Here is a 26,277-nt window from a genome sequence, read left to right on the forward strand (position 1 = left end):
CCCGGCTCCCCAGGGAGAACCCGATGCGCACGCCCTACCTGCTCCTCGACGTCGACGGCGTCCTCATACCTTTCCCGGACGCCGAAGGGGCCAGTCCGGCAAGCCACAACCGGCACGAGGTCGTGCCTGCTGATCGGAGCGTTGACGACCCGGTCACCATCTGGCTCAACCCTGTGCATGGCCCCTTGCTCATGCAGGTGATCCGGACCGGCCTGGTCATCCCCGTCTGGTGCACCAGCTGGCGCCACGACGCCACCACTCTGATCGGCCCGCTCCTCGGCCTCTCACCCCTGCCGAACGTCGACCTCCCATGCCCCCAGATCACCACCAGCCACCCCAACGGGTATCTGTGGAAACGCGATCACGTCGACACCTGGCTCGGCGACGCGCCAGTCATCTGGATCGACGACGACTTCACCGCGCTCGACCACGGATGGGCCGCAGAGCGCACCGCCCGCGGCCAAGCGACCGCGCTTGTCCAGCCTGATCCCCACGTCGGTCTGCTGGCCGAGCACTTGGTCGAGGTCCTGGTGTGGGCCGCGCTGTTGCCCGTTGTACAAACCGATGTCCCAGCCGTTCCGCATGAAGCCGAAGCCGCATAGCGGGGACAAGCCGCAGGACGCGCTCGTGCCCTCGCCGCCACGAAAGACGAGGGCACTGTCGCGGCTTGGATGTGCTGGCTGAGCAGACGAAGCGTTTCAAGGCCAACGTCGCCGGCGAAGTCCGGCGGAGAAGAAAGGAGATGGCGTGGAGCGCTCAGGACTTGGCCGACGCGTGCGAGCAACTCGGGCACCCCATCCCGCGCAACGTGATCGCCAACATAGAGTCCGGCCGCCGGGCCAGCCTTCCCCTGGTGGACGTCATGGTCCTGGCCGCCGCTCTGGAGACGTACCCGGTCTGTCTGATCTTCCCGGTCGGCTACGTCGACCGGACCCAGGAACTCCCCTTCCAGAACCTCGTGCCCACCTGGGATGCCCTACGGCGCTTCACCGGCGACGAGGACATGCCCTTGTACGACGCGGGCCTGATCCCCGACTTCGAAGCACACGCCAGCCTCGTACGGACCGCCCTGGCCGCCCTCGAAGAGGAAGAACGGGCACGGTTCGCAGCCAAGACGGCAACCAACCGCGCCCAGCAGGAAGAAGCCGAGCGCAGGCGGACCAAGTACGCCGACGAGGCCATCTCCGCCAAGTACAACCTCCGCTACCTCCGCCGCGACATCCGCGACGAAGGCGCCACCCCACCCCACCTGCCACCCGCCCTGGGCGACGTCGACCCACCCGAACCGCGAGACCCCAACACCACCCCGGAGGAACGCCTTTGAAGGGCTCCACCCACCGCCACTGCTACTGCCGTGACCCCAAGACCGGCAAGCCGCTCGGCAAGAACTGCCCCAAGCTCTCCAGCCGCAAGCACGGCTCATACTCCATACGCCAGGAACTCCCACCGAACGAAGACGGCGTCCGCCGCTCCTTCAGCCGCGCCGGCTACGAGTCCCTCAAGGCCGCGCAGTCAGACCTCGACCACGTCCGTTCACTGCTGGCGCTGGCAGAGAAAGACGACCCCGACAGCCTGCAACGCCTCGTCGACATGCTGGAGAAGGTCGCGGTCGAAAAGGCGCCACTCCCGGCCGTCGAAGAGACCCGGCGCCGTCTGAGGGCGGGCTTGGCCCTACGTGGCAACCTCACCGTCGGCGAGTGGCTAGACCAGTGGTTCGCCGCGAAGAAGCGCCGCAAGACCACACTCAACGCCTACGCCTCCCACATCCGCGTCCACTTGAAGCCGCGCATCGGGCACGTACGCCTCGACCGGCTCAACGTCGGCCACCTGGTGGAGATGTTCGACGCGATAGCCGACGACAACGAGGTGGTCGCAGCCGAGAACGAGGCCCGCCGCGAGCAGATCGCCCGCTGCAAGCCGAGCACGCCCGGTCGCCCTGTGGGAGCGGAGCGGAAGCGGCTCGCGCCCGAACGAACCAAACTGGCAGGATGAAGCCGTTCCGGAAGATCACCGGCCCGGCCACCCGTCAGGCGATCCGCCGCACCCTGCGCACGGCCCTAAACTCCGCGATCGCCCAGCAGCTGATCACCTTCAACCCGGCGTCCCACGTCGAGTTGGAGTCAGGCAGGCGCCCGAAGCCCCTCCTGTGGACCGATGAACGCGTCCGGCGGTGGCGAGAGACCGGTCAGATCCCCGGCCCGGTCATGGTGTGGACGCCACAGCAGTTCGGCGCCTTCCTCGACGCGGCCGAACGCGACCGGCTTTACGCGATCCTCCACCTCATGGGCACCCGTGGCCTCCGGCGCGGCGAGGCGGTCGGCCAGGACTGGCACGAGATCGACCTCGACGCCGGCCTCATCACGCCCGCCAAGGAGATCGTGGTGGACGGCTGGGACCCCTACGAGTCGGAGCCGAAGACGGACGGCAGCGCGAACACGATCGCGCTCGACAGCACGACCATCTCCGAACTACGCGACCACAAAGCCCGCCAGGACAAGGAGCGCGCGAAGTGGGGCGACGCCTGGCAGGACACAGGCAAGGTCTTCACGAAGGAAGATGGCTCGTGGCTCCACCCCGAGACGGTCTCCGAGACCTTCCGCCGCATCCTCGCAACGACCGACCTGCCGCCCATCACCCTGCGGGACCTACGCCACGTCACCGCGACGCTCGTGCACGGAGGTGGCGGCGACATCCACACGGTGAAGGAGACGCTGCGGCACTCCACCATCACGCTGACCTCGGACACGTACACGAGCTTGCTCCCTGAGCTGGACCGTGAGATCGCCGAGGCCGCAGTAAAGCTCGTACCTCGCGCCCGCGAGCGGAAGATTGAGGGAAAAAATTAGGGCACGGCCTGAGGAGAGCACCGCAAGAATACTGTCGTGGAGAACGAGAGCAATCTGCCCCTCACACTGATCACGATCGACCGTGCGTCGTCGAGCACGGTGGTCTCCCGCCTGGACGGGAACGGGGCATGGCAGATTCCAGCGCCTTCCCTGTTCGAGGACACGAGCGTAGTGGCCAAACTAGAGTTCAGCCCGGCGCTACCAGCACTTCTCGTCACTACCCTGGCAGGGGACCAGATTCTCTTCGAGTTGCCGCTTCGAAGGGCCGCTAATCAGCTCGAAGGACGGCTCGTGGTGTATCTCGACCAGAACCAATGGAGCACTTTGAGCAATTCCTGCCATGACCTGCAGAAGAGTAGCGAGAAAGATCAAGCCGCTGGTCGAAAGCTCAAGGATTGGGTGGAACAACGTCGGATCATCCTGCCAGCCTCTTCCAGCCACTATTTCGAGACCGGCAAGCGGTTCAGTACGGAAAAGCGCTACGCCCTTGGGCTCACGGTCTTGCAGTACAGCCGGGGCTGGCAGATGCGCGACCCCCTGCAGGTCCGGCGAAACGAGCTTCACGATGCCTTCTGCCATCGACTGGGGCGCCCCGGCGAAATACGCTCCGCCCCGATCTTCACCCTCGATCCGGATGCCCTCTTCTCTCCAATTCGATGGACTGACTCCGGGCTGCCTCCGACGTTGCTGAGCCAGTTTGGGTTCCACCTCGACGCGCTTGTCGCTGCCTCTGCTTCCATCGACACCATGCTCGACACCGAACGGATAGGTGAGGGACAAGACACCGGCTGGACGGCGGCAAGTCAGCGGTTCAGCGACTGGCTAGACGAACTGGATCAGGATTCACAGCAAAAGCGGAGGGCTGTCGACATCCACATCATTACGGATCTTCAGCAGGAGTTGGCTGAGGAGGCGGCTACGGCGGGAGTTCCCACAGAGCTATTCGGGCAGTGGGGCTTCAAGGGATGGGTGCGGGCGATCGGCGAGTCCCCCGCCGTTGGCCTCTTCCGGGAAATGCTTCATAGTCGGCACCTCAACAAGGGAACGACGTGGCGACGCAATGATTTGCCGGACATGTTGTACCTGTCCTGCGCAGCCGGATACGCGGACGTCGTCGTCTGTGAGAAGCACATGCGTGACCCATTGCAGCGAGGCTTGAAGCGCATGGGACGGTCGGCACAGGTCTACCGTCGGCTTACCGACGCTGTAGCGGCGATCGAGGAGCTTTTGGAAGTGCCTTCTTCCTCTGTCAGTCCCGCGCAGTAGCTCTGGCGGGGCTCTATCTCCCCGACCTGCGCTAACGGGTGGCTTACACGGTTCTGGTGTGGGACAGACGCGTCGACCGCCACGCCCAGGAAGCTGCCACCGATTGGCGCGGCCGGGCCTCCTCCAACGCACACGGATCTTCATCACCCCGATCTGCGCGCTGACGAGGGCGCTTCGGCCACCAAGGCGACCGCTAGGGTCCCGTCTATCTGTGCCGTGGCCGCCACGCACTGCAGGGTCCTAATCCAGGTTCGGCAGCTCGCCAAATCCGCTGCAGGGGTGAAGGCACCGGTAGCAACAGACGTCTCTGCCCGTCGGGTCCTCGCCCAAGCCGTGCTGGAGAACCTCCTGGCTCAACTCAATCTTGGCGAAGCGGGCCAGGGGGTCTCTGGGCCGGGACACCAAACTCACTTCGTGGAGCTGCAGTTGGGACATAACCGGCCGCGGAAAGGCGGAGACTGTCTCGCCATCGGTGTGTGAACAGCTGAGCCGACCGCAAATGCTGCACGTTCCGTCAGCGTCATGGCACACGGTGATGTCGTATCGGGTATCGAGCAAGTGCGGGCAGGAATCGATGTCCTGCCCGCACAATGAACAATCGCGAGTCGCGGTGAAGCCGGCAGACATGCCCCATCTGCTGTGCATGAGCGTGAGTCGGCATACGTCCCAGTAGGCGTCGTCGGAGTACTCGATGTTGCAGCCGAAGAGTCCACCTACGAGGGCTGCGACGTGGTGAGCGTGTCTGTGAGCGAGTTCGGAAAGCTCGTTGTCCTCAAGGAAGTTGTAGGCGTCAACTGCACGTGCGAGCGAGGTGCGTGCCGCCGCTTCCAGGTCATGCCATGGATCGGTGAGCTGGGGCTTGTCGCGCGGCAGCCGGAGAGAACGCGCCATTGCCAGGTACTGGCGGTGGCCCCGCCGGTCAGAGGTGGACGAACCGATAAGAAGCGGAGAGAGCCGAGTACGCGCCGCAATGTTGGCTCGTAGTTGGCGTCGAGCTTGCGACCACACGTGGATAAGGAAGTCCCGTTGTGCGCTCATCGTCCACAGTCCGCGGCGGTGGATTGGGCTTGATCCGCTTTGACGGACATTCGAGATCAGGGGTTCTGCCCCGGGAGGATGTCCATCATGGAGAGCATGGGGAAGAAGAAGCCTCGCCCTCGCCGTTCGTTCACGCCGGAGTTCAAGGCCGAGATCGTCGAGCTGTGCCGACGCGGTGACCGCTCGGTCGGTCAGATCGCCAAGGACTTCGATCTGACCGAGACCGCGGTGCGGCTGTGGGTCAGCCAGGCCGAGGTCGACGCGGGCGAGCGGGACGGCCTGACCAGCGGTGAACGCGAGGAACTGGCGTCCCTGCGGCGGGAGAACCGCCGGCTGCGCGAGGACGTGGAGGTCCTCAAGCGTGCGACGGCTTTCTTCGCGAAGGAGACCCGGTGACGGTCCACCCGTTCATCGAGGCGGAGAAGCGTGCAGGTCACAGCGTCAAACGGGCGTGTGAACTGCTGAAGGTCTCCCGGACCGCCTTCTATGCCCGCCGCACCGGCACGCCCGGTCCACGCGCGGCCCGTGACGCCGAACTGGCGGCACAGATCACCGATGTCCACACGCGATCGCGGGGAACCTACGGTGCCCCGCGCGTGCACGCCGTGCTCAAGCGGGCGGGTGCCGGGTGCGGGCGGCGCCGCGTCGCCCGGCTGATGCGGGCAGCCGGCCTGCAGGGCGGGCATCGCAGACGGCGGCACCTGACGACGGTCCCCGATCCGCGGGCTGTTCTGCGGCCCGATCTCATCGTCCGCGACTTCCAGCCCGACCCCGACGGGCTGAATACCCGCTGGTGCGGCGACATCACCTATATCGCCACACAGGAGGGCTGGCTCTACCTGGCCACCGTCATCGACATCGCTTCCCGCCGCGTGGTCGGCTGGGCAACGGCTGATCACCTGCGGACCGATCTCGTCGCCGACGCCCTGACGAACGCCTGCCGGCAACGTCGCCCCACCGCTCCGGTGATCTTCCACTCGGATCGCGGCTGTCAATACACCAGTCAGCAACTTGCCGCGCTGGCAGACCAGTTGGGGGTGCGTCTGTCGGTCGGCCGCACCGGGCAGTGCTGGGACAACGCACTCGCCGAGTCGTTCTTCGCCACCATCAAACGCGAGTTGCTCGACACCACCGCCTGGCCCAGCCGGGCCTCCGCCCACACCGCGATCTTCGATTTCATCGAGGGCTGGTACAACTTGCACCGTCTGCACAGCAGCCTCGGCTACCGCAGTCCCGCCGAATACGAGACCGCATCCGCAGCCTGACCACCACACCAATGGTGTCCGTCAAAGCGGAACAAGCTCAGGATTTCCTCTGTCGTCGATGACCAGGACGGAAGGTGGGCCAAGGACCGGCCCCAGGTGAGGGAGATGCTGCGACAGCACTGCCCGTACAGGCGCATGGATTCTCGCAGAGCCGTCACGCCGTCCTGGTGCAACATAGCCAGGCGCACAGGGCCTGACGCCGGGGGCAAAGGCACCCCGGTGCGGATGACGAGGCCGGAGACTCTCATCCTGTGGTGTCCCCCGCAGCGGCATCGTCCGGGTCGGCTGGGGGAAGCTCAGCACGGGCCGGGTCGGACACGGCCGCTTGGATGAGGTTCTCGATGTCCGCCAACCGACTGGTGATCTCCAGACCCCGGATGGCCGTTTCGTTCTCGGTCCGAACGATCTCAGCGATCTTGACCGTTACACGTGCCTCGTCGACCTCGTCGTCAGGGCAACTGGGCCCCAGAGAGGAGCGTGCCCGCTGCCAGACGGTCAGAACGATGCCTTTGACCAGATCGGTGGTGAGCGTAGTGGCCACAGCGATGCCGATGGTGGCCACGACCTCGGTGGCCCCGTACTCACTGAGATAGCGGCGGTCTTCTCGCGCGCATGCGAAGTCGATGTCCACGCCACGGTGTCGCAGTGTCTTGATCAAGCCGGCCACGTCGTCCCGGTAGACGGCCATCTCGTCGATGCTTGAGTCGGGGAGCAGGAACACGCGGTCGCCCGTTGGGGCAGTCAGCACTGTCTCGGGCAGGTCTGCCGCTGAGATGTCCCAGCGTGTCACATCACCGGTGATCTCTTTGGCCATCAGCAGGAGCCCTCTCGTGATTGAGCGTTGTGCGCGTACCCAAGCCTAAAGCGGCGTGGGACCGCGCTGTCCCGCACGCAGTAGTCCACTGAAGTCTGGTGTTGAGTGGACTGCCGTCAGTCATGCCAGATCAGTTGGAGGGTGTGGGCTACTGCTCTGACATCGCAGGCTGAGAAAACGATGGATGAGCTAGGACTTGTCCGCCCGATCATGTGACTGTCTGACTGTTGGCTCGTTGTGTCAGGCATGGGGCGGGGTGACTTGACGGATGGCGAGTGGGAACGGCTGCGGCCGTTCCTTCCGGTCAGCAACGGGCGTTGTGGCCGGTGGCGGGATCACCGGCAGGTGATCGACGGGATCCTGCACCGGGTGCGGACCGGGGTGCAGTGGCGGGATCTGCCCGAGCGGTTCGGTCCGTGGAAGACGGTCTATGAACGCCACCGGCTGTGGTCGGCCGACGGCACCTGGGAGTGTCTGCTGCAGCAGGTCCAGTCCGCGGCCGACGCGGCCGGTGAGATCGACTGGGACATCGCGGTGGACTCCACCATCGTGCGTGCGCACCAGCATGCGGCCGGTGCTCGCACCGATCCGCCGCCGGCCCCCGGCTCAAAGGGGGCCGAAGTCCCAGAACACCAGGCCGAGACGCCGTGGCAGAGCCTGCTCGCCCGCCTGGTGGAGGTGGTGCAGGAGGTGAGGGCCTGGGCCGCTCGCGCGGCGGGTTCACCAGCAAGCTCCACCTGAGCGCCGACGGGTGCTGCCGACCGCTGTCCCTGGTCGTCACCGGCGGCCAGCGCGCGGACTGCACCCAGTTCGAGGCCGTCCTGGAGAAGATTCGTGTCCCCCGCGGCGGGCCGGGCAGGCCCCGCACCAAGCCCGACAGCCTCGCCGCGGACAAGGCCTACAGCAACGGCCCGTGCCGCCGGTACCTGCGCCGCAGGGGCATCCGGCACACCATCCCGGAGAAGACCGACAGCCAGGCCGCCCGCCGGCGCAAAGGTTCGCGCGGCGGACGGCCACCCGGCTTCGACGAAGAGCGATACAAGAAGCGCAACACCGTCGAGCGGGCGATCAACAGGCTCAAGCAAGCCAGGGCCGTGGCCACCCGCTACGACAAACGCAGATACGTCTTTCTCGGCACCGCCACCGTCGCAGCCCTCGTCATCTGGCTCCGCACATGATCGGGCGGACAAGTCCTAGTTACCTTCGGCTGCGGCCATCCGTCGTACCGCAGCACGGGGCGAGAGGTGCCGCGTCGCAGCGAAGCCTCGCAAACGTGCCGGCGAGGGATCTTGTCAGCACCACCAAACGTGCGGCCCTGATCGAACATCCGCTCACGCATCGCTCACGCAGACCCCCGAAAACGCCACAGCGCCCGACCCGACCGAGGTCGACTCAGGCGCTGCGTTGCAGGTCAGAGGGGGTATCCCTCACCCGCGAACCGTAGACCCTGTGGGACTCGAACCCACAACCAATGGATTAAAAGTCCACTGCTCTGCCAATTGAGCTAAGGGTCCCCGCGATGTTGCAACCCCGAGCATAGCCGGACCCGGCCACGACTCCGATCGGGTATCGGAGACACGGCCGGGTCGGTCGGCGGCCAGGGCGGCGGGCCGTGCCGGAAATGGTGGGCCTCGTTATGGATCGACCGGTTCGGGTGCCCCCTTGCGAGCCGCCTCGCGTGCCCGGGTGCGCTCGTGGTCGGGGTTGAGGAACCAGTCGCGCGCCGAAGTCACCCACCACAGTGCGGCGAAGCCCAGGACCGCCAGGACGGCGATCGGGGCGTAGTTGAAGTTCTCCCAGGTGACCGGCGCGAGCTGGGGCAGCATGAACAGCACCGTGATGACGCCGACCCAGATCACGGACACGATGCCGATCACCCGCGACCACCGGCCCAGATGCCACGGCCCCCGCTCGAACGCCTCGCCCTTGCGCAGCCGCAGCAGCGTCGGGATGACGTACGCGATGTAGAGGCCGATCACGGCGATCGACGTCACGGCCGCGTACGCCGTCACGTTGATCAGGTACGGGAGGCCCAGGACCAGTGCCCCGAACGCCGCCAGCCAGACCGCCGCCACAGGGGTACGGGTGCGGGGGCTGACCGTGTGCCAGAGGTGGGAGTAGGGGAGGGCGCCGTCGCGTGAGAAGGCGTAGATCATGCGGGAGTTGGCGGTGACCGATGCCATGCCGCAGAACAGCTGGGCGCCGATGACGATGAGCAGGAACAGCTTGCCGGCGGTCGCGCCCAGCGCGTCGAGCAGGATCTGCGCGGGCGGTACGCCGGTCGGGGACTTCAGGGCGCCGTCGTACGACTGGATGGCGAAGGTGAAGCCCAGGAGCAGGACGAAGCCCGCTATCCACGAGGTCCAGATGGACTGGACGATGCCCTTCGGGCCCGCCGTGGACGCGTCGTGCGTCTCTTCGGTCATGTGTGCGGAGGCGTCGTAGCCGGTGAAGGTGTACTGGGCCATCAGCAGCCCGAGGGCGACGACGTACACGCCGCTCCCCCAGCCCGTGTTGTTCACGAACTCCGTGAACACGAAGGACGCCGACTGGTGCTTGTCCGGTACGAACGTCAGCGCGCCGACGATGACGGCCACGCCCACCACGTGCCACCACACGCTGACGCTGTTCAGCAGGGCCACGATGCGTACGCCGAAGGTGTTGAGGAGTCCGTGCAGGACGAGGATGCCCGCGAAGAGCAGGATCGTGCGGCCCGGGGTGACCTCGAAGTCGAACTGGAGGTTCAGGTAGGCGCCCAGGAAGGAAGCCGCCCCGAAGTCGATGCCGGCGGTCACCGCGACCTGCCCGAGCACGTTGAACCACCCCGTGAACCAGGCCCACGCGGCGGCCGTACGCGGGGGAGCCAGCTGGGCCGCCCAGAAGTACAGGCCTGCGGAGGTCGGGTAGGCCGAGCAGATCTCGGCCATCGAGAGCCCCACGAAGAGGGTCATGAGCCCTACGGCGACCCAGCCCCAGATGATCACGGCCGGGCCGCCCGTGTTCATGCCGAACAGGTACAGGGTCAGGCAGCCCGACAGGACCGAGATGATCGTGAAGGAGACCGCGTAGTTGGAGAACGCCGACATCCGGCGGGCGAGGACCTGGGTGTAACCGAGCTGGGCGAGCCGTTCCTCGTCCGACAGCCCACTCACTCTGACGTCATCTGTCATGCCCCCAGCAATGCCCCCGCTGGGGGCATGACATGCGCCACAGGACGACCGAAAATCGCCGCCCGTGGCCAGAACCGTCCTCTAGTACAGGCCCTTGTACCCCTGCCAGCCGCTGCCGATCTTCACCCGCGGCCCGAACGTCCCGTTCCCGAGACCGGGGTTGCGGTAGAGATTGCCCGCCGTGTCGCGCACGACCAGGTCGTTTCGTCCGTCGCCGGTGATGTCACCGACGCCGACGACCGCGTTGTAGGTGGCACCCCAGCCGGAGAGGACCTTGGCCCGGGCGGCGAAGGTGCCGTTCCCGGTGCCGTAGTAGCGGTACAGGGTGTTGGTCCCGTCCTGCGCGAGCAGGTCACCCAGTCCGTCGCCGTTCAGGTCACCGGCGCCGACGACCTTCTTGTACGTCTTCCAGTTGTCGTACAGCTTCACGCGCGCGGACAGCCTGCCCGCACTCGTGCCCTGGTAGAGGTACACGGTGCCGGTGGCGGCGTTACGGGCGATCAGGTCGGGCCGACCGTCCTTCGTCACGTCACCGGGTGAGGTCAGCACGTCGTACTGGTTCCAGCCGCTGGTCCCGAGTGTGATGTACGGCGCCGACGGCTTCAGCGCTGTGTGACACGCCGGCTTGTACAGGCGAAGGGCCCCACTGCTCAGCCGTACGAGGACATCGTTGCAGCGGTCCCAGTTCAGGTCACCGAAGGGCACCGCCGTGATACCGGCCGGCCAGCCGCTTCCGCTGAACTTTCCGGAGAACGTGCCCTTGCCCGTGCCCGGATGGAACGCCAGCGTGCCCGAGGGAGTGAGGGAGAGGAGGTCGCCGGTGGCGTCCGGGGACTGCCACCCAGGACCGCCCACGTAGTCGTGGCGCACCGCGCTACCGCGGGACAGCCCCACGGTGCCCCGCACCTCCACCGGCGCTCCGACCCCGTCCGCCGGAGTGACGCTCAGCGTCCAGTCGTACGAGCCGTTCGGGTGGAACCCGTCACCCCCGTAACTCCCCAGCAGGCCGCCCCACCCCACCGTCAGCTCACCGCGCGCGGCGCCACCCTCAACGCTGTCGACGACCTTCCCCGTGGCCCGACTCCGTACGGTCAGCCGCCAGGTCCCGGACGGCTTCGACAGCAGCACGGTGACCACTGGATCCGGCGTCACGTCGTATCCCCGCACCTTGGCGAACGGGAAGCGCACGGCAGGCGCCAGCAGGCGCAGCGGCTGTTGCGGCACTCCGGACGGTACGAGGTGCACGCGCTCCTCGCCGTCCACGTACGCGGCGTTGGCCCCGGACTCGTCCACGGTCCAGCGCACGTCCCGCTGTGAGACCCCGGTGTCGGGCAGCTCGCCGATGATCCGGCTCGCGGGCGTGCCGGCAGCGACCGTGGTGAGGGTCAGCTTCCCGGCCTGCCGGTCGTGTGTGACGACGTATCCGTCCCCGAGCTTGGTCTCGCCGACGGGCACGGGTACGGACCTTTGTGCGGTGCGGTCGTAGACACCTGCCCTGCCGTCGCAGGTCCAGTACAACCAGCGGCCGAGCGCCTGGAGTTCGGTGGGCGTGCAGCCCGCGTCGGTGGTGAGGGTCTCGGTGGTCTTCTTCGCGGTCAGGTCGTAAGCCGTGACGCTGCCCGCGGCCGCGCCGGTCGACCACAGGATCTCGCCGGAGAGAGCGGCGGCGCCAGGAGTACGGGTGACGACGGGACCGCCGTCGTCACCGATGCGGTAGACCTCCTGCCGAGCGGGCGCCGTGAACAGGAGGTACCGGCCCGACACGTCGGTGATCCGTCCACCCCGGGGCAGCTCGGTGCGTTCCCAGCGGCTGTCCGAATCCGGCCCGTTGACCCAGATCCGGTCGGTGGTCTCGTCGTGCGCGAGCCAGGCGACACGTCCGTCGGCCGTGCCCTGTACCTGCGCGCAGGCGACGTCCCCGGCGGCGCAGGGAGCGACGGCGACACCGGCGTCGAACAAGGTGCGCTCGCCGAACTCGGGGGTGCCGGACGGAGCGACGGTACGTGCCCTGGTGGCGAGTACGAGCGAGCTGTTCTGCTCCCGCACAACGAGCCGCCCCTGGTCCAGGGACAGACCCTGGATCGGCAGCGGCGGCTTGGGCAGCGGCTTGACCAGCTTGACGACAGGGGGTCCGCCGTCCGCGCCAGGGGTGATGCGCTGGATGCCCCGGTCGCCGGTGCCGGTACCGATCTTCACAGCGGTGCCACCGGGACCGGCCGCGGTCGCGTTGCCGGAGGACCGCAGCAGGGTCACCTGGTCGCCGCCCTCGATGGGCTGCGCGGTCGTCGAGTAGGGTCCGTTGATCAGCCAGTCGCCGACGAGCGCCAGGGAGAAAGTGGCGTTCGCCCCGTCGCTGACGCCCTGGAGCCTGACCTCGGCGGGCGCCCCCGACAGGTCTCGGGGGAACACCAGGACCGTAGCCTTGTCGGTGGCGGAGACGACGACCCTGCCACCGCCCAGGTTCACCTTGTAGTACGCGACGGGGAGCGGACCGCTCCAGCCCCGCACCTCACCGGTCGCGCGGTCCACAGCGACCAGGCCCGACTGCCCTTCCACGACGGCGCGGAAGTACAGCGTCTCGGCATCCGCGCCAACGGCTGTCCCGAGCGTGAGGCCGGTCGGACCGCCCGTGACCCTCACGTTCCCGGTGGTCCCGTCCGGCCCGGGCGTCAGCAGATGCATGACCCGGGTGGCCGTGCCGTCCTCACCGGTCACCATCTTGTAGGCGACCGTCAGGTTGTCGTAGGACGTGAGGTGGGCGAGGCCGGCCGGGATCTGCAGGCTGCGGCTGGTGCCGTCGGTCGCGTCCCAGAAGTCGACTCGTCCGTCGGCATACCTGTACGCCAGGACATCCGTGCCGGTCGTCAACGGCACCGTCCCCGTGGGCGCCGTCGGAACACTCACCGACTCGCCGTCCGCGTAACGCGTCCACAGCAGGCCGGTCGCGCCCTCCAGGGTGTGGAACACACCCTGCGCCCCGGCAGCGTCGTGACCACTGTGGGTCGACGACGCCCGGAACGACGCGTCCAGGCCGTAGCTCCTGAACGCCGTCGGCACCACAGTCTCCTGCGTCGGCTGCGGCTCGTCCGCCACCGCCGACCCCGACGGCAGGAAGGGGCTCAACCCGGCCCCGAGAACGACGGACGCGGCAACCGCGACACCCGTACGTCTCCCCGTACGACCCATGCGCCCCACACGACCGCGCGCCGAAACGCGCGCGAAATCACGGTCCTTCACGGAACCCCCCGGTCCCTCGAAAGCCCTCGACCTGTACATCAGATGGGCTTGAGATGTGCATGCCCTGAGCAGGGCAACGGGAGCCTATCAGTGGGCACTTGTGAGGCAGACGGGGTTTCCGGGACGCCGAAGGGCCCGTACGACCGGAGTCGTACGGGCCCTTCGGGAATCAGTCAGCGATCACTCGGTGAACGCCCGGCGATCAGCCGTTGCGCTTCCAGCGCGGCTTCTCGTCGCGGCGGCCGAAGGAACCGGTGGCGGTGCCTGTGCCGGAGCCCGAACCCGTGCCCGTGCCCGTGCCGCGGTGGTCGTCGCGACGGCCCTGCGGGCGGTCGTGGCCGCCGGCGCGGAAGCCGCCGCCGCCGGTGGGGCGGTCGCCCTGGCGGTCACGGTTGAAAGGGCGGTCGCTGCCCCGGTGACCGGTGGCCGGACGGTCGTCGCGACGGAAGCCGCCACGGTCGTTGTTGTCGCGGTTGAAGCCGCCCGAGGGACGGTCGTCGCGGCGGAAGCCACCGCCCGAACCCGAGGGGCGGTCGTCACGACGCTCGAAAGAACGGCCACCACGATCGTTGTCGCGGTTGAAGCCACCCGACGGACGGTCATCGCGACGGAAGCCACCACGGTCGCCGCCGCCGTCACGACGGTCATCGCGGCGGAAACCGCCACCGGACGGACGGTCGTCGCGACGCTCGAAGGAGCGGCCACCACGGTCGTTGTTGTCACGGTTGAAGCCACCCGACGGACGGTCGTCCCGACGGAAGCCACCACGGTCGCCGCCGCCGTCACGACGGTCGTCGCGGCGGAAGCCACCACCGGACGGACGGTCGTCGCGACGCTCGAAGGAGCGGCCACCACGGTCGTTGTTGTCGCGGTTGAAGCCACCCGACGGGCGCTCGCGGCGCTCGTAGTTGCCCCGCTCGTCACGGCGCGGACGCTCCTCGCGCACCTGCGCCTCAGCGACGGCAGTCGCCTCGGCGGCGGCCTCCGCTACGACGACGGCGGCAGCGGCCTCGGCAACCGCGGCCACGGCTGCCTCCGGGTCCTCGCCACGCTCGCGCGCCGCACGCGCCGTCAGGCGGTCGGCTTCCTCGCGCAGTTCGCCGGCGCGGCGCGTGGCGCGCGCCAGCTCCTTGGTGAGCTCCGAGACCTCACGCTCGGCCTGCTGGGCAGCGTTGCCCGCGGACTCGGCCTGGACCTCGGTCATCGAGCGGGCGCCGGTGATCTCCGCGACCTCGGGCTCGAAGGCCGCGCCGCCCTGGATGATGTGGCGCGAGGCGTCGACGCCCGCGTCCTCCATCAGCCGGAAGATCTGGCGGCGCTGGTGCGGCAGGGACAGCGACACGACAGTGCCGGAGCGGCCCGCGCGGGCCGTACGGCCGGAGCGGTGCAGGTAGTCCTTGTGGTCGCCCGCCGGGTCCACGTTCAGGACCAGGTCGATGCCGTCGACGTGGATGCCGCGGGCGGCGACGTCGGTGGCGACGAGGGCGTTGACGTAGCCCTTCTTGAAGTCCTCGAGGACGCGGGTACGGGCGCCCTGCGTCATACCGCCGTGCAGCGCGTCGGCCTTCACACCGGAGTCGCAGAGCTGCTCGGCGATACGGTCGGCGCCCAGCTGGGTGCGGACGAAGATGATCGTGCGGCCCTTGCGGGAGGCGATCGCGGCCGTGACCGGCGCCTTGTCCTTGGGCTTCACGATGAGGATGTGGTGGGACATCGTCGTGACGTTGCCCTGGGCGCTGTCGACCTCGTGCGTGACCGGGTTGGTCAGGTAGCGCTTGACCAGCGTGGAGATCTCGTTCTCCATGGTGGCCGAGAACAGCATGCGCTGGCCGCCGCCCGGGATCTGGTCGAGCAGCTCGGTGACCTCGGGCAGGAAGCCCAGGTCGGACATCTGGTCGGCCTCGTCGAGGACGGCTACCTCGACGTTCGCCAGCGAGCAGGCGCCGCGGTTGATGATGTCGCGCAGACGGCCGGGCGTGGCGACGAGGACGTCGACGCCGCGCTCCAGGGCGTACATCTGGTTGCTCATCGACGTACCGCCGCAGACGACCTTCATCTTGAGGCCGAGGACGTCGCCGTACGGCTGGAGGGCGTCCGCGACCTGCATCGCGAGCTCACGGGTCGGCGTGAGGATGATGCCGCGGGGCTTCTTCTTGTCGGTGTGGCCGCCGGACAGCTTCGTCAGCAGCGGCAGACCGAAGGAGAGGGTCTTGCCGGAGCCGGTGCGGCCACGGCCGAGGATGTCCTTGCCGGCCAGGGCGTCCGGGATGGTCGCGGCCTGGATCGGGAAGGGGCTGGTCACACCGTTCTGCGTGAGCTTGCGCACGACGCCCTCGGGGAGACCGAGGTCGGTGAAGGTGATCTCCGGCTCGCCGGACTCCGTGTCGGTGTCGGTGTCGGCGGCGTCGGTGTCGGCGGCCGTCTGCGCGAGGTCGAGGTCGATGACCTCGTTGTCCTCGTTCTCGGGCACGACGACGTGATCAGTACTGGAAATGGACATGCGAATGCGAAACCTTCCGGAGTCTCGTCGGCACGCGCCCGTCAACTCCGTGATTTCGCAAATTGACCGCCTCAATGCGGTCAGCCACGGCAAGGGAGAGTACGCGCCACACGCGGCGCATCTCTTCGGCGCCAGGCAATGGGATCAAACGATCTACTACCATACGCACCCACCTCCCCTTTGGGCAAATTGGGTGCCGTCACCGCAGGTCAGCCCCCTTTCGCAGCCCTTCCGCAGCCCCTTCCACGCCCTCGGTCAGACCGGTACCCCGGCCTCCGGCGCCGGCTCCCGGGTGACCAGTTGCGGCTGGGCCTGCTGCGGCTGCACGGACGACGACGGCTCCGCGACCGTCGGCTCCGGCGAGGGCGGCGGGGGCGTGGGGGACACGGGCGGCGGCTCCGGCTCAGGCTCGGCGGTCTTCGTCGGCGTGGCCTGCGGCTTCGTCGGTGTGGGCGCACCGGGGCCGACCGGCCCGGGACTGCCACCGGCCGGCTTGGAGGGCGCCGACGCGGGCGCGCTCTGCCCGGCGGACGGGGAGGCGCCCGGAGAAGCGGGCGCCCCGCTGGCCCCTTTCGCGCCCCCCTTGTCCTTCCCGTGCCCGTGTTTTGCGTCACCCGCGGACCCGCCGACCCACCCGGAACCGCCGCCGGTCACCGCCGACCCTCCGTCGGGCGCCTTCGCGCCCTTCTGGCCCGCGCTGTGGGAGGGCTTGACCTGGCCGGCGCCGCCGTCGCCCACGCTCATACAACCGGCGGCAGCGGCGACGGCCACGACCGTGGCGGCCAGTCGGACAGGTACATGCAAGGGGCGCACGGGCAGCCACCTCCGGTGGGGAGTCGAGGAGTCAAGGTGCTCAACTCCCGTCGCCCACAAGAAGACACGCGCCCCTCAGAAGCCTCCGCGCGCCGGGCCCCGCGGTCCCCGCCGCCCCATGGCCCGTCAGCCGTAGCCGAGCGCGTGCAGCCGCTCGTCGTCGATCCCGAAATGGTGGGCGATCTCATGTACGACCGTCACCTCGGTCTCCGCGACCACGTCCTCCCGCGTCTCGCACATCCGCAGGGTCGGCCCCCGATAGATCGTGATCCGGTCGGGCAGCACCCCCGCGTACCACTCCCCGCGGTCGGTCAGCGGCGTCCCCTCGTACAGCCCGAGCAGCTCGGGCTCGTCCGTCGGCGGCTCGTCCTCGACGAACACCGCCACGTTGTCCATCAGCCTCGTCAGCTCCGGCGGAATCCGGTCGAGGGACTCGGCGACCAGTTCCTCGAACTCCTCGCGCGTCATCTCCAGCACACGCCCATTGTCCGGTACGGGCCGCTCGTACGGGACTCTCGGACCCGCGCTCTGCGGAAAGCCGTGCTCTGTGTCACCCCGCTTAGGCGCGTGCCGCCTTGGGCATACGGGACCAGTGACTCCTCCCACGCGTAGACGCGCGGGGCCGTCACCGTCCTTGGGGAACTCGACCGTGTCGAACCAGTTCACCCCGCGGAACCGCGGGTACCCGGGCGTCTCCCCGGCTTTGACGCGGCGGAAGAAGGCCTGGAACGCCTTGTCCAGGCGGCGCAGCGTGGCCTGCTGGGACGAGAACGACCACCGGCCATGACGCTCGGGGTCGAAGGCCCGGATGTCCTTGAGCTGCGCGGACTGCTCGCCGTACTTGATACCGGTCTTCGAAACGTGCTGGTAGGCGTCGCGGCGTTCCTGTAACGCCCCGTTGTACAGCGAGCAGTGATCACGGAGCATCTCCGTCAGCGCCCCGGCCTGCTGGACGGTCGGCCGAAGCAAGAACCTGTAGAGCGGATCACCCTCCGGCCTCCCTTCCATTATGTGATGTGACATCACACTACTACGCGTGCACTCACATCACGCGACGCCTACCATCGGCCGATGACCGAACGCCCCCTGACTGGAGCCGAAGCCGCCGAATACCTCGGCATCGGCATCCGCCGCATCCACAACCTGAACGCCGCCGACAACGACTTTCCTGAGCCCGAATACACCGGCCGCACACCCACCTGGACCACAGGCCAGCTCGACGCCTGGCGCTCCGCCCACCCTGCCCGCAGACACAACATCCGTACTCAAAGCTGAGGTCAGAGCAACACTGAGAAGCGATCCCCCCACGCCTGAGGCGCGGGTCCCCTCGCTAGGAGTCTGATGGCACGCGTACCCGCCAACACCCCGCACTCCGAAAGCATTCGCACCACTACCGGCCGCCTCGGCCGCCCTCTGACCGCGCTCACCGGCCCCTACCGCGCCCGTCGCGTACGTCCGGCCGCCGAGCTGGTCCATCCGCCGCACCCCTGGACCCGTGCTCTGGGCATGGTCGCGGTGGTCCTTCTGGGTGCTTGGCTGGGGCTGCTGATCGTCGGCAACGTACGCGCACCGGTCGGCCCGATGAACACGACGATGACCCTGCGTCCGTCCCTCACCGGCGGCACGAAGATCAACGTCTCCCCGCTGGGCGCCCTGGAGCTGAACAGCCACACCGCGCCGGTCCGCCTCGACGTGAACGTCGACCAGCTCGACCCCGTCCGCGCCCAGGCCCTCGTCGACCACCCCGAACGCCTCTCCGGCCTCCAGGACGAGGTCGCCAAGGACGTCGGGCACGGCACCCTCGACCTGGCCGTCCGCTCCTGCGTAGCCGTCGTGTCCGGGGCCACCGCCCTAGGCCTCGCGGTCTACCGCCGCCCCCGCCGGGCCCTGGCGGCCGGCGGCCTCGCCCTCACGCTCCTGGTGGCGTCGGGAGCGACGGCGTACGCGACCTGGAACCCCAAGTCGGTCCTGGAACCGAAGTTCTCCGGGCTGCTGTCCTCAGCCCCCTCCCTGGTCGGCAACGCGCGCAGCATCGTCACCGAGTTCGACGTCTACCAGAAGGAGTTGGCGCGCCTGGTGACCAACGTGACGAAGCTCTACGACGTCACGTCCACGCTCCCGACCTACCAGCCCGACCCGGCCACGATCCGGGTCCTGCACGTCTCGGACATCCATCTCAACCCGGCGAGCTGGAAGATCATCGCGTCGCTGGTGGAGCAGTACGACATCAATGTCATCGTCGACACCGGCGACACCATGGACCACGGCACGGCCGCCGAGAACGGCTTCCTGGACCCGATCAAGGACCTGGGCGCCCCGTACGTATGGGTGCGCGGCAACCATGACTCGCGGCTCACCCAGCGCTATCTGGAGCGCATGAAGAACGTGCGCGTCCTGGACGACGGCCGCGCGATCACCGTCGCGGGGGTGCGCTTCGCGGGCATCGGCGATCCCCAGTTCACCCCGGACCGGTCGGCGGGCGAGCAGGACGGCAGCCGCGCCCAGGAGCTCGCGGGCGACCGGCTGGCCTCGGCCATCCGCGACCAGCGGATCCTGGGCACCCCGGTCGACATCGCGATGGTCCACGAGCCGAACGCGGCCCGGCGGACGGACGGCGAGGTCCCGCTCGTACTGGCCGGGCACCTCCACCACGCGGAGATGGAGGTCATGACGAAGGGCACCAGGCTGCGTATCGAGGGCTCCACGGGCGGCAGCGGACTGCGCGCCCTGGAGAAGCGCAACCCGGACCAGATCGAGGCGTCCGTCCTCTACCTGGACCGCGACACGCGCCGCCTGCAGGCCTGGGACGAGATCAAACTGGGCGGGCTCGGGCTGACCACGGCGGAGGTGAGCCGCCACCTGCCGAAGGAGAACCAGCCGGGCGCGACGCCGGTCCCCTCACCTTCGGCTTCGCCCTCGCCTTCACCCTCGACTTCGGCCCCGCGTTCACCCTCTGCTTCGCCTTCGAGGTCCTCCGTTCCGAGCCCGTAAACCGTTTTGGCGAACGTCCCCGGCATCACCTATGATTCACACGTCCTCGCCCCCATCGTCTAGCGGCCCAGGACGCTGCCCTTTCAAGGCGGTAGCACGGGTTCGAATCCCGTTGGGGGCACAGGTAAATACGGTTGGCGGCATCCCGCATCAGGGGTGGCCGCCATTCGTGCTTCACGGACACCGCTACGGCCGCTACGGCTGCGGTGGTCGCTGTCGTTGCGGGACGACCGTGTACTTCGGGTCCTCGGCCGAGGCGACTCCGGCCGCGAAGACACCGAAGCGGGTGCAGGCCGAGCCGGCGAGCAGGGCCAGGCCGCCCGCCACGGCCGCCGGGCGGCTGCGGTGGCCCAGCAGCAGTCCGCTCGCGGCGCCGGCGGCGGTGAGCAGCCGGGCGGCGCGCAGCAGGGTGCCGGCGCGGCCCTCGTGATAGGTCTCCGCCACCATTCCCAACCGCCTCTCGGCCGCCCTGAGCGCCACCGCCTCGGCCGCCGCGGCGAGCGTGGCGGCGCGGCGGGCCGGTGCTGTCTCCGCCGTAGGGCCGAGGATCAGGGCCATGCCGGAGGCGGCGGCCGTCGCGGACGCGACGAAGACGTACGGGAGTTCGCGGTGGGCGCCGTGCCAGGCGGGAACGGCCGTGTCCGCCGCCAGGACCGCCGTGTACGACGCGACCGCCGGGCCGAGCAGGGCGGCCGTCGCCGTGGCCGCCGTACCCGTCCTGGGCAGCCGGCCGGTGGCGGAGGTGAGGGCCGCCGCGCCCGCGACCGAGCCGTATCCGGCGAGGAGCCAGGAGCCCACGCTCATCGGAGAGGTCGGCTTGAACACCCGGAGCATGTTCGGGAAGCGGCTGGGCACCCCGAGGTCGTGGACGAGCGCGGCGGCGGACAGGGAGATCGCCGCGAGGGAGGACACCTTCATCGCGGCGGCGGTCGTCCTCCGGCCGGTGAGCTGGGCGCCCGCCGCCAGCACCGATCCGGCGCCGGCGAGCCCGCCCAGGAAGAAGTAACCGGCGATGTCCAGGGCGGACCAGGAGGGCGCCTTGATGATCGGGCGCCCGTAGTACGACTCGAACTCGGCGCGCGGCACCATGAGTTGCTCGCCGCGCCGCCCGCCCTTCCTGCCGTCATTCCTTCCGCCCTTCTTGCCGCCCTCGCTGCCGTTCATCGGGTCGCCTTCCGTCGCGGGAGTGGGGGAAGGCCGGACAGCACGAAGGAGAGGGCGATGCCTCCGGCCAGGGACAGGGCCGCAGCGCCGGCGTGTTTCCACATCGTGGGGAGGTCGCGGGTGGTGACGACCGGGTCCGGCGGCAGCCCGTACACCTCGGGCCGGTCCAGGAGCAGGAAGAACGCGCCGTCGCCGCCGACCCCGTCGTCGGGTTCGTGACCGTAGAGACGGGCGCCTTCCACCCCGGACTCCTGGAGCTGGTCGACCCGGAGCGCGGCGCGCTCGCGCAGTTCGTCGAGCGGACCGAACTGGATGGACTCGGTGGGACATGCCTTGGCACAGGCGGGTTCCTGACCGGCGCCGAGCCGGTCGTAGCACATCGTGCACTTGAACGCCCTGCCGTCGTGGGGGCGTTGCTCGATGACGCCGTACGGGCAGGCCGGGACGCAGTAGCCGCAGCCGTTGCAGATGTCCTCCTGGACGACGACCGTGCCGAACTCGGTCCGGAAGAGCGAGCCGGTGGGACAGACGTCGAGGCAGGCGGCGTGGGTGCAGTGTTTGCAGACGTCGGACGACATCAGCCAGCGCAGCTCACCGGCTCCTGTCGTTTCGACGGGGGCGGCCTCGGACTCACCTGCCAGCAGAGGGAGTTGGGTGCGCCCTTCCGGTGTGGGGGGCTGCTGCTGCGTCTGTTGCTCGATGAACGCCACATGGCGCCAGGTGGAGGCGCCCAGGCCCTGCGTGTTGTCGTAGCTCATGCCGCTGAGCGTGAGGCCGTCCTCGGGGATGGCGTTCCACTCCTTGCACGCCACCTCGCAGGCCTTGCAGCCGATACAGACGGAGGTGTCCGTGAAGAAGCCGACGCGCGGCGGGGGTTCGGGGTGCCCTGCGTCGAGGGCGAGTTGACGGTTCGTCATTTCCTGGTCTCCGTCCCCGTGGTGTCCGTGATGCCCGCGCGCCTGCGGTACTCGGCGACCAGTTCCGGCAGGGCGGGACCGCGCGGCCGGCGTCCTGGCCGGATGTCGGCGGTGAGCGCCTTGTCCTCCTGGATATGGGCGTTGGGGTCGAGGGCGATCGCGACGAGTTCGTTGGCCGCGTCGCCGGTGGCCACGCCGTTGGGGCCCCAGTGGAACGGCAGCCCGATCTGGTGGATCGTCCGGCCCCGCACGGTGAGCGGGGTGATCCGTGCGGTGACCATGACACGGGCCTCGATCGCGTTGCGGGCGGTCACGATGGTGGCCCAGCCCATGTGCTCCAGCCCGCGTTCGGCGGCCAGTTGGGGCGAGATCTCGCAGAAGAACTCCGGCTGGAGCTCGGAGAGATACGGCGACCAGCGGCTCATACCGCCCGCCGTGAAGTGCTCGGTGAGACGATGCGTGGTGACGACGTACGGGAAGACCTCGGCGCCCTTGTCGTCGCCGCTCGGGTGGTAGCGGTTGCCCTCCCGGGGCAGCAACTGCCGTACGGGGGAACGCGGCGTGGAAGGGTGCAGGGCGTTGGTGAAGGGCGAGTCCTGCGGCTCGTAGTGGGTGGGCAGCGGGCCGTCCTCCAGGCCCGCGGGCGCGTACAGCCAGCCCTTGCCGTCGGCCTGCATGATGAACGGGTCGTCGCCGCGCAGGGCGTCCGGGCCGGTCGCGCCGTCTGGGGGTACGTAGTCAGGTGCGCGGTCGGGCACGAAGTCGGGGACGTCGTGGCCGGTCCACTTCCTCTCCGCCTCGTCCCACCAGACGTACGCCTTGCGCTCGCTCCACGGGGTGCCGTCGGGGGCGGCCGAGGCCCGGTTGTAGAGGATGCGCCGGTTGGCGGGCCAGGCCCAGGCCCAGTCGGCTGCCACCCAGTCCTGTTCGCCGCCGGGGGTGCGGCGGGCGGCCCGGTTGACGCCGTCGGCGTACACGCCGCAGTAGATCCAGCAGCCGCACTTCGTCGAGCCGTCGTCCTTGAGTTCGGTGTACGCGGACAGCGGCGCGCCGTCCGGGCCGTGGCCGTTGATCTCGGCGAGCACGGCGGCGGCGATCGGCTCACGTAGCGGACCGTCGACCGGGTAGTCCCAGGTCAGGTCCTGTACGGGCCGGTCCATCGGATCCGTCGAGGTGGCCAGCTTCTCCTTGATGCGGCGGCCCAGGTGGTACATGAACCAGAGGTCGCTGCGGGCGTCGCCCTCGGGCTCGACGGCCGCGTGGTGCCACTGGAGCCAGCGGTTGGTGTTGGTGAAGGAGCCGGCCTTCTCGGTGTGCGCGGCGGCGGGGAAGAAGAACACCTCGGTGCCGATGTCCTCGGTGCGCAGCTCGCCGGTCTCGGTCTCGGGGCCGTCCTGCCACCAGGTCGCCGACTCGATCAGGGAGAAGTCGCGGACGACCAGCCACTCCAGGTTCGCCATGCCGAGGCGCTGGAGGCGGGTGTTGGCCGAGCCGACGGCCGGGTTCTCACCCATCAGGAAGTAGCCCTTGCAGACGCCGTCGAGCTGGGCCATGACCGTGTCGTAGGTGGAGTGCGAGCCGGTCAGCCGGGGCAGGTGGTCGAAGCAGAAGTCGTTGGCGGCGGTGGCCGCGTCGCCGTAGTAGGCCTTCAGGAGGCTCACGAAGTAGGCCCGCATGTCGCCCCAGAAGCCCTTCTCGGTGCGGCTGGCCTCGATGAACGCGTCCAGGTTCTCGTGCGCGTGGGCGTGCGGCATGGGCAGATAGCCGGGCAGCAGGTTGTACAGGGTCGGGATGTCGCTGGAACCCTGGATGGAGGCGTGTCCGCGCAGCGCCTGGATGCCGCCCCCGGGGCGGCCGATGTTGCCGAGCAGCAACTGGAGGATGCTCGCGGCACGGATGTACTGGGCGCCGACCGAGTGCTGGGTCCAGCCGACCGCGTACACGAAGGCGCTGGTGCGCTCCCGGCCCGAGTTCGCGGTCAGGTCCTCGCACACCTGGAGGAACGTCTCGCGCGGCACTCCGCAGACGTCCTCGACCAGTTCGGGGGTGTAGCGGGCGTAGTGGCGGCGGAGGATCTGGTAGACGCAGCGCGGGTGCTGGAGGGTCGGGTCGGTGGGCGGCCAGGGGCCGGTCCGGGCGCCGCCGGAGCCGTGGGTCTCGGAGCCGCCGAAGTCGCCGACACGCTCCTCGTACTGCTCGTCGACCTCGCCGGTGGGCTGCTGCACCTCGACGCCCTCGTACTGCCAGCTCGCCGGGTCGTAGTGGTGCTCGTCCTCGTCGAGGCCCGAGAAGACGCCGTCGAGATCCTCGGTGTCGCGGAAGTCCTCGCCGACCAGGGTGGCGGCGTTGGTGTAGTTGAGGACGTACTCGCGGAAGTCCTTCTCCTCGGTCAGGACGTGGTTGATGATCCCGCCGAGGAAGGCGATGTCGCTGCCCGCGCGGATCGGTACGTGCAGGTCGGCGAGGGCGCTGGTGCGGGTGAAGCGCGGGTCGACGTGGATGACCCTGGCCCCGCGCGCCTTGGCCTCCATGACCCACTGGAAGCCGACCGGGTGCGCCTCGGCGAAGTTGGAGCCCTGGATGACGATGCAGTCGGAGTGCTGCAGGTCCTGCATGAACGTGGTGGCGCCGCCCCGCCCGAAGGACGTGCCGAGCCCGGCGACGGTCGAGCTGTGGCAGACGCGGGCCTGGTTCTCCACCTGGACCACGCCGAGACCGGTGAGGAACTTCTTGATCAGGTAGTTCTCCTCGTTGTCGAGGGTCGCCCCGCCCAGGCTGGCGATGCCGAGCGTGCGGGCGGTGCGCAGCCCGTCGGACTCCCACTTCCAGGTCCGGCGCCGGGTCTCGACCACCCGGTCGGCCACCATGTCCATGGCGGTCTCCAGGTCGAGGGGCTCCCAGTCGGTGCCGTACGGCCGCCGGTACAGGACCTGGTGGCGGCGGGCGGAACCGGTGGTGAGCTGGAGGGTGGCCGAGCCCTTGGGGCAGAGCCGGCCCCGGCTGATCGGCGAGTCCGGGTCGCCCTCGATCTGGACGACCTTGTCGTCCTTGACGTAGATCTGCTGGCCGCAGCCGACCGCGCAGTACGGGCAGACGGAACTCACCACCCGGTCGGCGGTGTCCGTACGGGGTCTGAGCTGCTGGGTGCGCTCCGACATGGCGGCCCGGCCGCGGCCCAGGGTGTCCGGTCCGGTGAGCTGACGGCTGACGGGCCACTCGCTGACCCACTTGCGCACACCCATGGTGTGTCCTTTCGGCGGCCGGGGATGCCGGCGGGAAGGTCAGCCCGTCGGCTCGTCGGGGACGGGCTGCTCGGGGCGCCGGCTACCGGAGTGCGGGGCGCCCCGCCTGCCCGTACCGGCTTCGTCCGTGTCGGGGACCTCGGGGTCGGGGGCCTCGGGGTCGGGCCGCTCGTCCGGCCTTGCCGCCGCCGAGGCGTCGTCGGCCAGCTCCCAGGGGTCCTCGTCGGCCCCCGCCTGCTGGTCGGGCAGGTCCCTCGGGACTGGGTTCGGGCGGGGCTCCGGTTCCGGTGTCCCTTCCCCGTCGTCCCCGGGGGTGTGGGTGGGGTGGTCGCTCACTGCGCTGTCCCTTCGTCGCTCTGGTCGCTCTCGTCGGCGGGACCGGTCGCACCAGCGGGTACCCAGGGGGCGCCCGCTATCACTCCAGGAGCCGCAGAACCGCCGCCTCGATGTCGCCCTGAGTGGCGGGGTGCCCGAAGGACGCGCCCGCGCCCAGCCGGTCGAGGGCGGGGGCGATGGTCCGGCCCTGTTCGAAGAGCTCGACCGGACCGTCACTCGTGGTGGCGATGTTCACGATCCCCAGATCGATACCGAGAAAGCCGTCGGGATCGGTGTTCAGGGGTGCTTCAGGGATCTCGCAGGTGGCCTGCAGAAACCACATGCCGTCCCGCGCGACGAGGTCGGACTCGCCCTTGCGGTACAGGGCCAGGCGGGCCAGCTGTTCCGGGGAAGCGGTGAACGCCACCCCCTTGACCCGCCCGGACAGGGTCCAGATGGATACGGTCCGGTCGGGGATCTGCCAGGACAGCATCCGGTCGTCATAAGGCTGCGCGCCCTCGGGCCGGAACGTGATCGGCTTCTCCACCGCCCGCCGGTATCGCTTCGACCACGGCTTGCCCAGGTTCCCGGCCTTCAGATTCGACTTCAGCGTGGTGTACGCGTCACACGTCTTCTTGATCACGTGCTGGGCCGCCTGCGCACCCTTTGACCTGCACCACCAGCTTCACGACAGCCGAA

Annotated in this window: 17 protein-coding genes, 2 tRNA genes and 4 pseudogenes; 10 read left to right on the plus strand and 13 right to left on the minus strand. The window is 69.0% G+C overall.

Features of this window, described 5'->3' with window-relative positions:
- Positions 1-23 precede the first annotated feature (23 nt).
- The 6 genes and pseudogenes from QA861_RS20990 to QA861_RS21015 all read left to right on the plus strand — a co-directional run bounded on the left by QA861_RS20990 (position 24) and on the right by QA861_RS21015 (position 6,415).
- A complete protein-coding gene (locus QA861_RS20990; RefSeq protein ID WP_334589861.1) occupies positions 24-602 on the plus strand; it encodes an HAD domain-containing protein in 579 nt (192 codons plus the stop codon).
- Positions 603-742: 140 nt separating this feature from the next.
- Complete coding sequence (locus QA861_RS20995; protein ID WP_334590638.1) at positions 743-1,324, plus strand: transcriptional regulator; 582 nt, start codon at positions 743-745, stop codon at positions 1,322-1,324.
- Positions 1,321-2,846 (plus strand): annotated as a pseudogene (locus QA861_RS21000) (site-specific integrase). Before QA861_RS20995 ends, QA861_RS21000 begins: the two are co-directional and overlap by 4 nt.
- Positions 2,847-2,882: 36 nt before the next feature.
- Complete coding sequence (locus QA861_RS21005; RefSeq protein WP_334589862.1) at positions 2,883-4,112, plus strand: hypothetical protein; 1,230 nt, start codon at positions 2,883-2,885, stop codon at positions 4,110-4,112.
- Between the two features lie 1,125 nt (positions 4,113-5,237).
- Positions 5,238-5,546 carry a transposase gene (locus QA861_RS21010; protein ID WP_443041417.1) on the plus strand — a complete coding sequence of 103 codons (309 nt, stop codon included), beginning with the start codon at positions 5,238-5,240 and terminating at the stop codon, positions 5,544-5,546.
- The gene (locus QA861_RS21015; RefSeq protein ID WP_334587469.1) at positions 5,543-6,415 is read left to right on the plus strand and encodes an IS3 family transposase; all 873 of its coding nucleotides are present in this window, start codon (positions 5,543-5,545) and stop codon (positions 6,413-6,415) included. Before QA861_RS21010 ends, QA861_RS21015 begins: the two co-directional genes overlap by 4 nt.
- Before the next feature lie 244 nt (positions 6,416-6,659).
- On the opposite strand, the gene QA861_RS21020 is transcribed toward QA861_RS21015, so the two are convergent.
- Entirely contained in the window at positions 6,660-7,229 is a 570-nt protein-coding gene (locus QA861_RS21020) for a hypothetical protein (RefSeq protein WP_334589863.1), read from the minus strand.
- Between the two features lie 246 nt (positions 7,230-7,475).
- On the opposite strand from QA861_RS21020, the pseudogene QA861_RS21025 reads away from it, so the two are divergent.
- Positions 7,476-8,407, plus strand: a pseudogene (locus QA861_RS21025) (IS5 family transposase).
- A gap of 263 nt (positions 8,408-8,670) precedes the next feature.
- Here QA861_RS21025 and QA861_RS21030 read toward each other — a convergent pair.
- The 7 genes and pseudogenes from QA861_RS21030 to QA861_RS21060 form a co-directional block, all read right to left on the minus strand.
- Positions 8,671-8,743 (minus strand) — tRNA-Lys (locus QA861_RS21030).
- Positions 8,744-8,863: 120 nt separating this feature from the next.
- Positions 8,864-10,399, minus strand: a complete 1,536-nt coding sequence (locus QA861_RS21035) for an amino acid permease (protein WP_334589864.1) — start codon at positions 10,397-10,399, stop codon at positions 8,864-8,866.
- Between the two features lie 81 nt (positions 10,400-10,480).
- A complete protein-coding gene (locus QA861_RS21040; RefSeq protein WP_334589865.1) occupies positions 10,481-13,585 on the minus strand; it encodes an FG-GAP repeat domain-containing protein in 3,105 nt (1,034 codons plus the stop codon).
- Positions 13,586-13,838: 253 nt separating this feature from the next.
- A complete protein-coding gene (locus tag QA861_RS21045) occupies positions 13,839-16,136 on the minus strand; it encodes a DEAD/DEAH box helicase (RefSeq protein WP_334589866.1) in 2,298 nt (765 codons plus the stop codon).
- A 255-nt stretch (positions 16,137-16,391) separates the two neighbouring features.
- On the minus strand, positions 16,392-16,949 hold the full coding sequence (locus QA861_RS21050) for a hypothetical protein (protein ID WP_334589867.1): 558 nt from the start codon (positions 16,947-16,949) through the stop codon (positions 16,392-16,394).
- 126 nt (positions 16,950-17,075) lie between these two features.
- Positions 17,076-17,426: a metallopeptidase family protein gene (locus QA861_RS21055; RefSeq protein ID WP_334590639.1), complete on the minus strand. Its 351-nt coding sequence runs from the start codon at positions 17,424-17,426 to the stop codon at positions 17,076-17,078.
- A gap of 75 nt (positions 17,427-17,501) precedes the next feature.
- A pseudogene (locus tag QA861_RS21060) lies at positions 17,502-17,957 on the minus strand (RNA-guided endonuclease TnpB family protein); the annotation flags it as partial.
- Positions 17,958-18,020: 63 nt separating this feature from the next.
- Here QA861_RS21060 and QA861_RS21065 point away from each other — a divergent pair.
- From QA861_RS21065 to QA861_RS21075, 3 genes are all read left to right on the plus strand, one after another.
- Positions 18,021-18,224 (plus strand): hypothetical protein, encoded by a 204-nt coding sequence (locus QA861_RS21065; RefSeq protein ID WP_334589868.1) that lies wholly within the window; start codon positions 18,021-18,023, stop codon positions 18,222-18,224.
- A 66-nt stretch (positions 18,225-18,290) separates the two neighbouring features.
- Positions 18,291-19,940, plus strand: a complete 1,650-nt coding sequence (locus QA861_RS21070) for a metallophosphoesterase family protein (RefSeq protein WP_334589869.1) — start codon at positions 18,291-18,293, stop codon at positions 19,938-19,940.
- Between the two features lie 48 nt (positions 19,941-19,988).
- Positions 19,989-20,061: transfer RNA gene (locus QA861_RS21075), tRNA-Glu, on the plus strand.
- A gap of 74 nt (positions 20,062-20,135) precedes the next feature.
- On the opposite strand, the gene nrfD is transcribed toward QA861_RS21075, so the two are convergent.
- The 5 genes and pseudogenes from nrfD to QA861_RS21100 form a co-directional block, all read right to left on the minus strand.
- Complete coding sequence (gene nrfD, locus QA861_RS21080; protein WP_443041568.1) at positions 20,136-21,029, minus strand: NrfD/PsrC family molybdoenzyme membrane anchor subunit; 894 nt, start codon at positions 21,027-21,029, stop codon at positions 20,136-20,138.
- 71 nt (positions 21,030-21,100) lie between these two features.
- Complete coding sequence (locus QA861_RS21085) at positions 21,101-22,021, minus strand: 4Fe-4S dicluster domain-containing protein (protein ID WP_334589871.1); 921 nt, start codon at positions 22,019-22,021, stop codon at positions 21,101-21,103.
- Positions 22,018-25,263: a formate dehydrogenase gene (gene fdh / locus QA861_RS21090; protein ID WP_334589872.1), complete on the minus strand. Its 3,246-nt coding sequence runs from the start codon at positions 25,261-25,263 to the stop codon at positions 22,018-22,020. The genes QA861_RS21085 and fdh overlap by 4 nt, the downstream gene beginning before the upstream one ends.
- Positions 25,264-25,302: 39 nt before the next feature.
- A complete protein-coding gene (locus QA861_RS21095; protein ID WP_334589873.1) occupies positions 25,303-25,599 on the minus strand; it encodes a hypothetical protein in 297 nt (98 codons plus the stop codon).
- A gap of 202 nt (positions 25,600-25,801) precedes the next feature.
- Positions 25,802-26,242: pseudogene (locus QA861_RS21100) on the minus strand (RNA-guided endonuclease TnpB family protein); the annotation flags it as partial.
- Between the last annotated feature and the right edge of the window lie 35 nt (positions 26,243-26,277).

Source organism: Streptomyces sp. B21-083 (genome assembly GCF_036898825.1).
Lineage (GTDB): Bacteria > Actinomycetota > Actinomycetes > Streptomycetales > Streptomycetaceae > Streptomyces.